The 12,627-nt window shown below is 73.1% G+C and carries 11 protein-coding genes; 5 read left to right on the top strand and 6 right to left on the bottom strand.

All coding sequences use genetic code 11. The features are described from left to right. Positions 1-329: 329 nt before the first annotated feature. Both ACFWRV_RS25015 and idi read left to right on the top strand, forming a co-directional pair. Positions 330-1,598 (top strand): GNAT family N-acetyltransferase, encoded by a 1,269-nt coding sequence (locus ACFWRV_RS25015; RefSeq protein ID WP_384337978.1) that lies wholly within the window; start codon positions 330-332, stop codon positions 1,596-1,598. Between the two features lie 147 nt (positions 1,599-1,745). Further along, complete coding sequence (gene idi / locus ACFWRV_RS25010) at positions 1,746-2,339, top strand: isopentenyl-diphosphate Delta-isomerase (RefSeq protein ID WP_384337977.1); 594 nt, start codon at positions 1,746-1,748, stop codon at positions 2,337-2,339. 55 nt (positions 2,340-2,394) lie between these two features. On the opposite strand, the gene ACFWRV_RS25005 is transcribed toward idi, so the two are convergent. Together ACFWRV_RS25005 and ACFWRV_RS25000 are read right to left on the bottom strand one after the other, a co-directional pair. Next, the gene (locus tag ACFWRV_RS25005) at positions 2,395-2,850 is read right to left on the bottom strand and encodes an ATP-binding protein (protein WP_030076393.1); all 456 of its coding nucleotides are present in this window, start codon (positions 2,848-2,850) and stop codon (positions 2,395-2,397) included. Positions 2,851-2,996: 146 nt separating this feature from the next. After that, positions 2,997-3,620: an HdeD family acid-resistance protein gene (locus ACFWRV_RS25000; RefSeq protein WP_384337976.1), complete on the bottom strand. Its 624-nt coding sequence runs from the start codon at positions 3,618-3,620 to the stop codon at positions 2,997-2,999. A gap of 80 nt (positions 3,621-3,700) precedes the next feature. Here ACFWRV_RS25000 and ACFWRV_RS24995 point away from each other — a divergent pair, with 80 nt between their 5' ends. Further along, the gene (locus tag ACFWRV_RS24995) at positions 3,701-4,465 is read left to right on the top strand and encodes an enoyl-CoA hydratase/isomerase family protein (protein WP_384337975.1); all 765 of its coding nucleotides are present in this window, start codon (positions 3,701-3,703) and stop codon (positions 4,463-4,465) included. Positions 4,466-4,483: 18 nt separating this feature from the next. On the opposite strand, the gene ACFWRV_RS24990 is transcribed toward ACFWRV_RS24995, so the two are convergent. Next, positions 4,484-5,119, bottom strand: a complete 636-nt coding sequence (locus ACFWRV_RS24990; protein ID WP_384337974.1) for a DJ-1/PfpI family protein — start codon at positions 5,117-5,119, stop codon at positions 4,484-4,486. 43 nt (positions 5,120-5,162) lie between these two features. Further along, the gene (locus ACFWRV_RS24985) at positions 5,163-6,188 is read right to left on the bottom strand and encodes a GlxA family transcriptional regulator (RefSeq protein ID WP_384337973.1); all 1,026 of its coding nucleotides are present in this window, start codon (positions 6,186-6,188) and stop codon (positions 5,163-5,165) included. Between the two features lie 127 nt (positions 6,189-6,315). Between ACFWRV_RS24985 and ACFWRV_RS24980 the strand changes: the two genes are divergently transcribed. Together ACFWRV_RS24980 and ACFWRV_RS24975 are read left to right on the top strand one after the other, a co-directional pair. Continuing rightward, entirely contained in the window at positions 6,316-7,185 is an 870-nt protein-coding gene (locus ACFWRV_RS24980) for a hypothetical protein (protein ID WP_384337972.1), read from the top strand. Positions 7,186-7,395: 210 nt separating this feature from the next. Beyond that, complete coding sequence (locus tag ACFWRV_RS24975) at positions 7,396-9,852, top strand: Tex family protein (RefSeq protein ID WP_384337971.1); 2,457 nt, start codon at positions 7,396-7,398, stop codon at positions 9,850-9,852. A 106-nt stretch (positions 9,853-9,958) separates the two neighbouring features. Here ACFWRV_RS24975 and ACFWRV_RS24970 read toward each other — a convergent pair whose 3' ends face one another. Both ACFWRV_RS24970 and ACFWRV_RS24965 read right to left on the bottom strand, forming a co-directional pair. Next, positions 9,959-11,596 (bottom strand): ABC-F family ATP-binding cassette domain-containing protein, encoded by a 1,638-nt coding sequence (locus tag ACFWRV_RS24970; protein ID WP_384337970.1) that lies wholly within the window; start codon positions 11,594-11,596, stop codon positions 9,959-9,961. Between the two features lie 192 nt (positions 11,597-11,788). Beyond that, positions 11,789-12,523, bottom strand: coding sequence for a carbonic anhydrase (locus ACFWRV_RS24965; RefSeq protein WP_384337969.1), 735 nt, complete (start codon positions 12,521-12,523; stop codon positions 11,789-11,791). Positions 12,524-12,627: the final 104 nt, after the last annotated feature.

Here is a 12,627-nt window from a genome sequence, read left to right as displayed (position 1 = left end):
TGCGCCCGCCGCCCCCCCCTCCCCCCGCTCGTCCCAGCCTCGCTTCGGGCGGGGTTGTTTTTTTTTTGTGGGCCGGGGCGGCACCCACATAACAAACCCCCCACGCCCTAGGACCGGTTCCGCCGGTGCTACGGTTGCTTCGCCGAGACGTATGAGTCTCGCGGTGGAGCGGAACCCGGTGTCACCGGGACCCTTTCGAGAGGAGCTGAGGTTGATGACGGTCGCGAAGACGCCTTCCCGGCGCGGCAATCGGTCCTTCCTCATCTCCCGGGTTTCCGGCTAGATCTTCAAGCGTCCGGCCGGAGCCCTCACACGCAAGGGTTCCCACGTTGACCGACCACACCGACGACGCCTCACGCACCGAGGCGTTCTTCTCCCTGCACCACCGACTTCCCCGGCAGAGTCCCGGCTCCGACGCGACCACGCGTCGGCTGCTCGCTCTGGCCGGTCCGCTGCCCGACCGCCCGCGCGTCCTCGACCTGGGCTGCGGTCCCGGCCGGGCCGCTCTGCTGCTCGCCGCCGAGGCGGACGCCGAGGTGACCGCGGTCGACCTGCACCAGCCGTTCCTGGACGAGCTGCGCGAGGCGGCCGGGGCCCGTGGCCTCGGCGACCGCATCCGTACGATCCGGGCCGACATGGGCGACCTCACCGGCCCCGCGTTCCCCGAGGGGTCCTTCGACCTGATCTGGGCCGAGGGGTCGGCTTACTGCATCGGGTTCGACCCCGCCGTCCGCGACTGGCAGCGGCTGCTGGCCCCGGGCGGCGCGATGATGATCTCCGAGTGCGTCTGGACCACGGACGCGCCGTCCGCCGGGGCGCGCGACTTCTGGGACCGCAACGGCTCCCTGCGCACCCTTCCGGGGACCACCGCGGCGGCCGTCGCCGCGGGGTGCACGGTCTCCGCCGTGCTGGTCCAGCCCGAGAGCGACTGGGACGCGTACTACGTCCCGCTCGCCGAGCGGGTCGAGAGCGCCGATCCTTCGGCCCCCGGCATGCGGTGGGCGCTCGCGGCCACCCGCGAGGAGCTGGCGGTCCGGCGTGAGCACGGGGCGGAGTACGGCTATGCCGCGTACGTGCTGCGCCCGGCCGATCCCCGGTGGGCAACGCGCCCGGAGGCCGCGGGCGAACGCGAGGCCGTGCACGCGGTCAACACGGCCGCCTTTCCGACCCGGGACGAGGCGGACCTCGTGGACGCCCTGCGGGAGGACCCCGAGGCCTGGCTGCCGGAGCTCAGTCACGTCGCCGAGGCCCCGGACGGGTCTCTCGCCGCGTACGCGCTGCTGACCCGCTGCCGGGTCGGCGACGCCCCGGCGCTCGCCCTTGCCCCGGTGGCCACGTCCCCCGCGTACCAGCGGCAGGGCGCGGGGCAGGCCGTGGTCCGGGCGGTGCTGGACGCCGCCCGGGTGCGCGGTGAGGCGCTGGTGCTGGTGCTCGGTCATCCCGAGTACTACCCGCGCTTCGGCTTCGAACCGGCCTCGCGCTACGGGATCCGGCCAGGTTTCGAGGTGCCGGACGAGGCGATGATGGCCCTGGTGCTGGACGATTCCGTGTCTGTTCCGGCGGGCCTGATCCGTTATCCGGCGGCCTTCGGCGTCTGACGGCCCGTCCGTCCCGCCGCGCTCGCAGGGCGCGGCGGGACGGACATGCCCGGACCCGAAGTGCGGACAAGCGGCTTTTGTACGGCAGACTTGACCGGACTCCAGGGGCCCGGCGCACGAGGCCGGGGACCAAAGCGAAGGATGGGTATGCCGACCACACCAGCCACCGCGACGCACAGCTCGTCGAACGGCACCGCAGAAGCGATCATGCTCGAACTGGTCGACGAGAACGGCACCACGATCGGCACCGCGGAGAAGCTTGCGGCCCACCAGGCCCCCGGGCAGCTGCACCGCGCGTTCTCCGTGTTCCTCTTCGACGAGCAGGGGCGGCTGCTGCTCCAGCGCCGGGCGCTCGGCAAGTACCACTCCCCCGGCGTCTGGTCGAACACCTGCTGCGGGCACCCCTATCCGGGCGAGTCCCCGTTCGCGGCCGCCGCCCGGCGTACGTACGAGGAGCTGGGCATCTCGCCGTCTCTGCTGGCCGAGGCGGGCACCGTGCGCTACAACCACCCGGACCCGGCGTCGGGCCTGGTGGAGCAGGAGTTCAACCACCTGTTCGTGGGGATGGCGCAGGCGGAGGTGAAGCCGGACCCCGAGGAGGTCGGGGAGACCGCCTTCGTGACGGCGGCCGAGCTGGAGAAGCGGCATGCCGAAGGGCCGTTCTCGGCGTGGTTCATGACGGTGCTGGACGCGGCACGGCCGGCGATCCGTGAGCTGACGGGGCCCTCTGCGGGCTGGTGACCCGTCGCCCGGTCGCGTACGGGGGCGGCCGGAGCCGCGTTTCGCGCAAGGGCGGTCAGAGCTGCGTCTTCAACGGCAGCGCCGCCCAGATGATTTTCCCGCCGCTGGCGGTGTGCTCGACGTCGCAGGTGCCGCCCGCCTCCGCGGTGACCACCTTGACCAGCAGCAGGCCCCGGCCGCCGGTCTGCGCGTAGTCCGTCTCCAGGGCGGTGGGGCGGTAGGGGTGGTTGTCCTCGACCGACACTCTGACCCAGTCGGCGGCGATGGCCACCTCGACGGCCAGCTCGGGCGAGAGGAGCGCCGCGTGTTTGACGGCGTTGGTGACCAGCTCCGAGACGATCAGCAGCAGCCCCTGGAGGATGTCGTCCTCGATCGGCACGCCCTGCCGGCCGAGGAGATCGCGTACGGCGTGCCGGGCGCTGGGTACGGACGCGTCCACGGCGGGGGCGGTGAAGCGCCACACCCCCTCGTACGACACGGGGTCGGCGGGGGCACTCCCGAGGCTCTCCATCGTCCGGCACCAGCTCTCACTCGCACTGCACTGACCGTCGAGTAAAGAGTGTTGGGAATGGCCTGGTCCGGACCGTGCCACTGATCGGAAGTAGCCAGGTATCGGCGCTATTTGACCAAGAGTGCGGATTGCTGACGCCCCAGGGACTACTTTTGCTCGTCTCCTGGTGACGTGATCGGCTCCTTCGCGGTCGGAGGAGTTTCATCGAGCCGCTCCGAGACCATGCTGACGATACGTCGGCCGCCGACGCCGATGGCGATCAGGCCGAGCCCGTCGAACAGCAGGGCCAGCGAGAAGAAGCAGCCGAGAACGTACAGGCTGCTGTGCGGCCAGTCGAACAGCACCAGCAGGCCCAGCAGCAGGCCGAAGGCTCCCTGCAGCAGCGTCCATCCCATCTGCGGACCGCGCACCACGACGCTGCCGACGAGCCGGAAGACCCCGCCGGTCAGGAAGAGCAGGGCGGCGAACATGGTCAGCGCCTCGGCCGTGCCCTCGGGGTGCTTGATGACGACGACGCCCGCGGCGATGTTGAGAGCCGCGACCACCACGCCCAGCCAGAAGTAGTTCGTGCCGCGCGACTCGATGGCGTGCAGCAGTCCGACCAGACCGCCGACGAGCAGCAGCCAGCCGAAGAGCAGCATCGTGGTGAGGGTGGCGACACCGGTGTAGATGAGGCCGATGACCCCCGCGATCACCAACAGCGTGCCGAGCAGCGCGAGCCAGCCGAAACTGCGGCTGAGCTTCCGTCCTTCGGCGGTGGGTCCGTTCATCGACAGCTCCTTACGGTGCGTGCCCGCCTCGCGACCCCTTCTTGATCATAGGTTCGAACCCTCCGGATAGCATCCGGCGCATGGACCGTACGGAACCCCGCCTGATCACCTCCGTCGAGCACGGCGTCGCCACCGTCGTGATCGCGAACCCCGCCAAGCGCAACGCGATGACCCCCGCGATGTGGCGGAGCGTGCCGGAGCTGCTGGGACGGCTGGCAGCCGACCCGGCGGTCCGGGTGCTGGTGCTGACCGGGGCCGGTGACACCTTCTGCGCCGGGGCCGACATCTCCACGCTGCGGGAGGGTGCGGACACCGCGCAGGACCTGGCGGTGGCGGCCGAGGACGCGCTCGCCGCGTTCCCCCTGCCGACGCTGGCCGCGGTGCGCGGCTACTGCGTGGGAGGCGGCAGTCAGCTCGCGGCCGCCTGCGATCTGCGGTTCGCGGAGGAGGGGGCTTCCTTCGGGGTCACCCCGGCCAAGCTCGGCATCGTCTACACCGCCTCCTCGACCCGGCGGCTGGTCGCCCTCGTCGGCCCGGCCACGGCCAAGCACCTGCTGTTCTCCGGCGAGCTGATCGACACGGAACGGGCGCTGCGCACCGGCCTGGCCGACGAGGTGCTGCCCGCGGGCGGCCTGGACAAGCGGGTCGAGGAGTACGTACGGGTCCTGGCGTCCCGGTCCCGGCTCACGCAGGCCGCGGCGAAGGAGTTCGCGGCGGGCCGGACGGACCGGGACGTCCACTGGGCCGGCGAGGCGCGGGGCAGCGGCGACACGGCGGAGGGCGTTGCCGCCTTCCTGGAGCGGCGCGCGCCTCGCTTCACCTACACCACGGGGCCCACCGGGTGACGCGGTGCGCCGCGGGCCCTACCGGGTGATGTGGCGGCTCTTGGCCCGCCACTCCTCGACGAGGGCGGCCGGAGCCTTCTCCGGCGATCCGCAGTAGTAGGGCGGCTGCGGGTCGTACTCCGTGAGCAGTTGCACCGAGCGGGCCACGTCGTCGCCCGCGATCCGGCCGAGCAGGGTCAGGCCCATGTCGATGCCGGAGGAGACCCCGGCGGCGGTGACGTACTTGCCGTCGAGGACGACGCGCTCCCCGGTCGGTTCGGCCCCGAACTCCCCCAGCGCCTCCAGCGCCAGCCAGTGCGAGGTGGCCCGCCGGCCCTTGAGCAGTCCGGCGGCGGCCAGCAGCAGTGATCCGGTGCAGACCGAGGTGGTCCAGGTGCTGGTGGCGTCGGCCGCGCGCAGCCAGCCGAGCAGGGCCTCGTTCGCCATCTGGTCGCTCTGGCCGGGACCGCCCGGCACGATCACCAGGTCGGGCGACGGCACCTCGGCGAAGGTCTTCTCGGCGACGAGCGCGAGGCTCCCGCTGTCGTTGCGGACGGGCCCGGTCCGCTCGGCGACGAAGACGGTCTCGGCGCCGGGCGCCCGGCTGAGGACCTCGTAGGGGCCCACCGCGTCCAGGGCGGTGAAGCGGTCGAAGAGCACGATGGCGATCTGCACGGTGATGCCTCTCGGTCGGTCGGTCGGACGAGGTCGGTCGGGTTCACGTACGGGGAGCGGGCGGTGCGGTTCGGGTGCGGGGAGCGGGCGGTGCGGCTCGGGTGCGGGGAGCGGGCGTGCGGAAGCGGCGGCGGTATTCGGCCGGCGCCGTCGCGAGGGTCTTCACGAAGGCCCGGCGCATGGCTTCCGGGGTGCCGTAGCCACTGGCGCGGGCGACCTGCTGGACGCCGTCGGCGGTGTCCTCCAGGAGCCGGCGGGCGTGTTCCAGGCGGACCTGGTCGACGTACCGCCCCGGGGTCGTTCCGGTCTCCGCCCGGAACGCGCGGGCGAAGTGCCGTGGCGAGAGGCGGGCGCGGGCCGCGAGGGCGTCGACCCCGAGATCGGCGTCCGGGTGCTGGGCGATCCAGTGCTGGACCTCGCGCAGCGGTTCACGCTTGGCGGTCTGGACCCTGAGCTGGGCGCTGAACTGGGCCTGGTTGCCGGGACGCCGCAGGAACACCACGAGATGGCGGGCGATGTTCAGCGCGAGGTCCCGCCCGTGGTCCTCCTCGACGAGCGCGAGGGCCAGGTCGATGCCGGCGGTGACACCCGCCGAGGTCGCCAGCCTCCCGTCCCGTACGAAGATCGGCTCGGGGTCGACCCGGACGGCCGGGTAGTCACGGGCCAGCCGCTCGCAGTAGTTCCAGTGGGTGGTGACCCGGTGTCCGTCCAGCAGGCCCGCCTCGGCCAGCAGCAGCGCCCCCGTGCACACGGAGACGAGCCGGTCCGGCTTCGGCCCGTGCTCCCGCAGCCAGGCGGTCAGCTCCGGGAGGGAGCCCCGGGTGCCCTGCCCGCCGGGCACCAGCAGGGTGTGCGGGGCGGGCGCGTCGGCCAGGCTGCTGTCGGGCATCAGGGTCAGGCCGCTGGTGGACCGGACGGGGCCGCCGTCGAGCGAGGCGGTCCGCAGGTCGTAGGAGACCCCGGGCGACCGGGAGGCGCCCGAGAAGACCTCCATCGGGCCGGTCACGTCGAGGCCCTGGACACCGTCGAAGAGGACGACGAGGACGGTTCGCTGCTTCACGTCTGCCATCCTGGGCGGCGGACGGCGATGGCCGCAATGACGAGTTCCCCACCTTTCCTGCCATCGGCCCATCCCGGAACGCGATGTGCCTCCCCCGGGGTTCCACCCCGTACCGACCAGTCGGTAACGTGCTGGTATGAGTACTCTTCCCGCCCGCGCGGAGCGCCGCTGCCACAACGCCGTCAACCCGCTGCACTCCTGCCTCTTCTTCTCCCCCGACCTGGGTGCGGAGATGGCGAAGATCGGCATCGAGGACCCCTCCGCCGCCTACTTCGCGACCCGCGCCGCCGCGCTCGGCGCGGTGGGCGCGGGGGCCGTCAGCGCCACCTTCTACAACTTCAACCCCGAGCTGGTGGCCCGCCATGTGCCCGCCGTCTGGGAGACCGCCTCCCCCGAGGCAGTCCTCGAAGCCCGGCTGCGGGCGGCGGACTCGACGCTGCGGCGGCTGCTCGGCGAGGAGATCGTCGCGTCCGACGAGATGGCGGAGGCGGCCCGGCTCGCGCTGCGCGCCACCGAGGCCTGCACCCCGCACGCCCGCCCGCTGTACGCCGCGCACGCGGACCTGCCGGTGCCGGAGGAGCCGCACCTGGCGTTCTGGCACGCCGCGACCCTGCTCCGCGAGCACCGGGGCGACGCGCATCTCGCCGCCCTGCTGGCAGCCGGCCTGGATCCGCTGGAGTCGCTCGTCAGCCACACGGCCACCGGGAAGGGCATGGCGATCCGCTGGATCCTGTCCTCCCGGGGCTGGCGTCGCGCCGACTGGGAGGCGGCGTCCGACCGGCTGCGCCGGCGCGGGGTGCTCGACGCGGGCGAGGAGCTCGCGCTGACCGAGGCCGGCACGGCGCTGCGCGCGGAGGTCGAGGCGGCGACGGACCGCATGGACACGGCCCCGTACGAACACCTGGGCGCGGACGGCGTGGAGCGGCTCACCGAGCTGGGGCGCGGCTTCCTGTTCACGGCCGCCGCGGCGGGGGCGTTCCCGGCCTCGGCGACCGGCCAGGGCTGACCCACGGCAGACACCGGGACGTGTCCCGCCCCGCCCGGGGCCCCGCACACGGTGCCGGGGCCCCGGGCGTGTTGCCCGAGGTCACGCGACACGGCCACCGGCCACCCGGCACAATGCAGGCCGGGGGATGCCCCCGGCAGGCAAGAACGTGCTCATCGCGACCCGAGCACGACCAGCACAGCCAGTACGAGAAGGCGAGTCGGGAAAACCGTGACGACGTCCATCGAAGGCAGGATCGCCGAGGAGCTCGGCGTACGTGAGCGACAGGTCAGGGCGGCCGTCGAGCTGCTCGACGGCGGATCGACCGTGCCGTTCATCGCGCGCTACCGCAAGGAGGCGACCGAATCCCTCGACGATGCGCAGCTGCGCACCCTGGAGGAGCGGCTGCGCTATCTGCGGGAGCTGGAGGAGCGGCGTACGGCGATCCTCGAGTCCGTACGCGAACAGGGCAAGCTCGACGCGGCGTTGGAGGCGAGCATCCGGGCGGCCGAGACCAAGGCGCGCCTGGAGGACATCTACCTGCCGTTCAAGCCGAAGCGGCGGACGAAGGCGCAGATCGCCCGGGAGGCGGGGCTCGAACCGCTGGCCGACGGTCTGCTCGGCGACCCGTCGGTCGATCCGCTCGCGGCGGCCGCCGCGTTCGTGGACGGCGACAAGGGCGTGGCGGACGCGGCGGCCGCTCTGGACGGCGCTCGGTCGATCCTCACCGAGCGGTTCTCCGAGGACGCCGACCTGACCGGCGAGCTGCGGGAGCGCATGTGGACGCGCGGCCGGCTGGCGGCGAAGGTGCGCGAGGGCCAGGAGGAGGCGGGCGCGAAGTTCGCCGACTACTTCGACTTCGCGGAGCCGTTCACCGCGCTGCCCTCGCACCGGGTCCTCGCGATGCTGCGCGGCGAGAAGGAGAACGTGCTCGACCTGGTCCTGGAGCCGGAGGAGCCGGAGGCCGCCGAGCGGCCGGGCCCCTCCGCGTACGAGAACATGGTCGCCCGCCGCTTCGAGATCGCCGACCGCGGCCGCCCCGGCGACAAGTGGCTGGGCGACACCGTGCGGTGGGCGTGGCGGACCCGGATCCAGGTGCACCTGGGCATCGACCTGCGGCTGCGGCTGCGTACGGCGGCGGAGGACGAGGCGGTACGGGTCTTCGCCTCGAACCTGCGCGACCTGCTGCTCGCCGCCCCGGCCGGGACGCGGGCCACGCTCGGCCTGGACCCCGGTTTCCGTACGGGGGTGAAGGTCGCGGTCGTCGACGCCACCGGCAAGGTGGTGGCCACCGACGTGATCCACCCGCACGTGCCCGCGAACAAGTGGGACCAGGCGCTGGCGAAGCTCGCGCAGCTCGCGAAGGAGCACGCGGTCGACCTGATCGCGATCGGCAACGGCACGGCGTCCCGCGAGACGGACAAGCTCGCCGGTGAACTGATCGACAAGCACCCGGAGTTGAAGCTCACCAAGGTGATGGTGTCGGAGGCGGGGGCCTCGGTGTACTCCGCGTCCGCCTTCGCCTCGCAGGAACTGCCCGACATGGACGTGTCGTTGCGCGGAGCCGTCTCGATCGCGCGGCGTCTCCAGGACCCGCTGGCCGAGCTGGTGAAGATCGACCCGAAGTCGATCGGTGTCGGCCAGTACCAGCACGACCTCTCCGAGGTGAAGCTGTCACGGTCACTGGACGCGGTCGTCGAGGACTGTGTGAACGGCGTCGGCGTCGACGTCAACACCGCTTCCGCTCCCCTGCTTTCACGGGTCTCGGGGATCAGCTCGGGGCTCGCCGAGAACATCGTCGCGCACCGCGACTCCAACGGCCCCTTCCGGTCCCGCAAGGCGCTCAAGGACGTGGCGCGGCTCGGCCCGAAGGCGTACGAGCAGTGCGCGGGCTTCCTGCGGATCCGGGGCGGCGACGACCCGCTCGACGGCTCCAGCGTGCACCCGGAGGCCTACCCGGTGGTGCGGCGGATGGGGAAGAGCGCGGGCGGCGAGGTCGCCTCGCTGATCGGGAACGCGGAGGCGCTGCGGGCGCTGCGCGCGGCGGACTTCGTGGACGACATGTTCGGGCTGCCGACCGTGACGGACATCCTCAAGGAGCTGGAGAAGCCGGGGCGCGACCCGCGTCCGGCGTTCCGTACGGCGACCTTCAAGGAGGGCGTCGAGAAGCTCGGCGACCTGGAGCCCGGCATGGTGCTGGAGGGCGTCGTGACGAATGTGGCGGCGTTCGGCGCGTTCGTCGACGTCGGCGTCCATCAGGACGGCCTGGTGCACGTCTCGGCGCTGTCGAAGACGTTCGTGAAGGACCCGCGCGACGTCGTGAAGCCCGGCGACATCGTGAAGGTCAAGGTCATGGACGTCGACGTGCCGCGCAAGCGGATCTCGCTGACGCTGCGCCTCGACGACGAGCCCGGCGCGGGCGGCGGCTCCGGCGGCGGGCAGCAGGGCCGCGGCGAGCGGGGCGGCCGTCCCCCGAAGCAGCGCCAAGGCCAGGGCCAGAGTCAGTCGTCCGGTGGCGGTCAGGGCCGGCAGGGTGGCGGCGGCCGGGACCGGCGCGGCGGTGGCGGTGGCGGCGGATCGCGGCAGGGCGGCCAGGGCGCTCCGGCTCCGGCGAACAGCGCCATGGCGGACGCTCTGCGGCGGGCGGGGCTCGCCGATCCGAAGCAGGGCGGCGGCCGGGGGCGCTGAGCCCCGACGGTCTCCGGGGGCGGGTCGCCGGGTGCGGCCCGCCCCTCAACGCCTCGCGTGATTAAGGGAGTTGGGTGCGACCCGCCCCTATACCCCGTGCCTACGCTCAGACTTCCTTGATCTGGCCGTCCGCCACTTCGACGCGGCGCGTGGTGCGGACCGCCTCCAGCATCCGCCGGTCGTGCGTGACCAGCAGCAGGGTGCCCGTGTACGTCTCCAGGGCCGCCTCCAACTGCTCGATGGCGGGCAGGTCCAGGTGGTTCGTCGGCTCGTCGAGCACCAGGAGGTTGACACCCCGCCCCTGGAGCAGGGCGAGGGCGGCACGGGTCCGTTCGCCCGGGGAGAGGCTGGTCGCGGGACGCATCACATGGTCGGCGCGCAGGCCGAACTTGGCGAGCAGCGTGCGGACTTCGGCCGGTTCCGTATCAGGCACGGCGGCGCAGAACGCGTCCAGCAGCGACTGCGCGCCGAGAAACAGCTTGCGGGCCTGGTCCACCTCGCCGACCACCACCCCCGAACCGAGCGTGGCGTTCCCCGAGTCCAGCGGCAGCCGCTCCAACAGGGCGGCCAGCAGCGTGGACTTGCCCGCGCCGTTGGCGCCGGTGATGGCGACCCGGTCCGCCCAGTCGATCTGGAGCGAGGCGGGACCGAAGGAGAAGTCGCCGCGCACGACGCGGGCTTCGCGCAGGGTCGCGACGACGGATCCGGAGCGCGGGGCGGAGGCGATCTCCATCCGCAGCTCCCACTCCTTGCGCGGCTCCTCGACGACGTCGAGACGCTCGATCATGCGCTGGGTCTGCCGGGCCTTCGCGGCCTGCTTCTCGCTGGCCTCGCTGCGGGCGTTGCGGCCGAGCTTGTCGCCGTCGGTGGCCTTGCGGCGGGCGTTCTTGACGCCCTTGTCCATCCAGGAGCGCTGCATATGGCCGCGTGCTTCGAGGGACGCCTTCTTGTCGGCGTACTCCTCATAGCCCTCGCGGGCGTGCCGACGGGCGGTCTCCCGCTCCTCCAGGTAGGCCGCGTAGCCACCGCCGTACAGGTTGATCTGCTGCTGGGCGAGGTCCAGCTCCAGCACCTTGGTGACCGTGCGCATCAGGAACTCGCGGTCGTGGCTGATGACGACGGTGCCGGCGCGCAGGCCGGAGACGAAGCGCTCCAGGCGGTCGAGGCCGTCGAGGTCGAGGTCGTTGGTGGGCTCGTCGAGCAGGAAGACGTCGTAGCGGGAGAGGAGGAGGGAGGCGAGTCCCGCGCGGGCCGCCTGTCCGCCGGAGAGGGCGGTCATCGGCCGGTCGAGGCCCACGGTCAGGCCGAGCTCGGCGGCGACCTGCTCGGCCCGCTCCTCCAGGTCCGCGCCGCCGAGGGCGAGCCAGCGCTCCAGCGACTCGGAGTACGCGTCGTCCGCGCCCGGGGCGCCCGCGACCAGGGCTTCGGTCGCCTCGTCCATGATCCGCTGGGCGTCGGCGACGCCGGTGCGGCGGGCCAGGAAGGCGGCCACCGTCTCGCCGTCGCGGCGCTCGGGCTCCTGCGGGAGGTGGCCGACGGTGGCGGTGGGCGGGGAGAGCCGCAGCTCGCCCTCCTCCGGGCGGTCGAGCCCGGCGAGCAGGCGGAGCAGGGAGGATTTGCCCGCGCCGTTGACTCCGACGAGACCGATCACGTCACCGGGGGCGACGACGAGGTCGAGCCCGGCGAAGAGCGTGCGGTCGCCGTGTCCGGCGGCGAGGTCCTTGGCGACGAGGGTGGCAGTCATCAGGGTGCCGATCCTAGTCTCCGCCGCTCGGTGCCCCCGCCGCCCGGCCCCGCCGTCCTTCAGCCTGCCGGTGCGGCCGGCCTGCGGCGCTGCGGCACGCACGGGAGCCCGGGCCCCGGCGGCCCGGGGCCCGGCGATCCGGAGTCCGGCGGCCCCGAGGCGCACGAGCCCGGAGGCTCGGTGCCCCAGCGGTCAGCCGACCCGGTGGACCAGCTGGGTGCTCAGTTCGTAGCGCGCCCCCACGATCGCCAGCTCCCCGGCGGCCACCTTCGCCGCCAGATCGGCCTCGCGCGCCAGCCGGGACCGGACCAGCCGGACCTGGGCGCTGACCGTGGCGTCCACGCGGGCGTCGCCGTGCTGCCCGTGCACGATCGCGGGCCTGATCTGGTCGGCCACGTACTGGATGTGCGCGGGCAGGCTCTCCCCGGTCTCCTCCGCGTGGACCGCGGCGGCGACCGCGCCGCAGGACTGGTGGCCCAGGACCACCACCAGCGGGATGCCCAGTTCGAGGACGCCGTAGGCGATGCTGCCGAGGACTGCCTCGTCCAGCACCTCGCCGGCCGAGCGGACGGTCATCAGGTCGCCGAGACCCTGGTCGAAGACCAGCTCCGGGGGGACGCGGGAGTCGATGCAGCCCAGTATCAGCGCGAACGGCGACTGGCCGGACACCAGGGCGGCGCGCACTCCGGCGGCCTCGTGGGGATGGCGCTGGCGGAGCGTGCGCCAGCGGCGGTTTCCGGCGGCGAGTTCCGTCAGCGCCGCGGCCGGGGTCGCGGGCCTCGCCGCGGTCGCGGGCCGGGCGCTCGGGGCGGCGCTCACGGGCGAGGAGCCCGCGGCGAGCACGCCGGCCGCCGCGGTGGCGGCGGAGGCGCGGAGCAGGGTGCGGCGCGTGGTCGGCGCCGTGCGGGGGGTTCGGGTGATTCTCACGCGCGGACGCTAACCCCCGTGCACAGTCGCGAAGTTGGCACCGGGCAACCCTTGGCCAGACTTTGACCATCTCTTGGACGGGTGAGGACGGAACGGAAGGGAAG

Source organism: Streptomyces sp. NPDC058576 (assembly GCF_042718715.1).
Classification (GTDB): Bacteria; Actinomycetota; Actinomycetes; order Streptomycetales; family Streptomycetaceae; genus Streptomyces.
The sequence above is the reverse complement of the archived record's forward strand: the minus strand, read 5'-3'. Positions and strand labels throughout refer to the sequence as shown.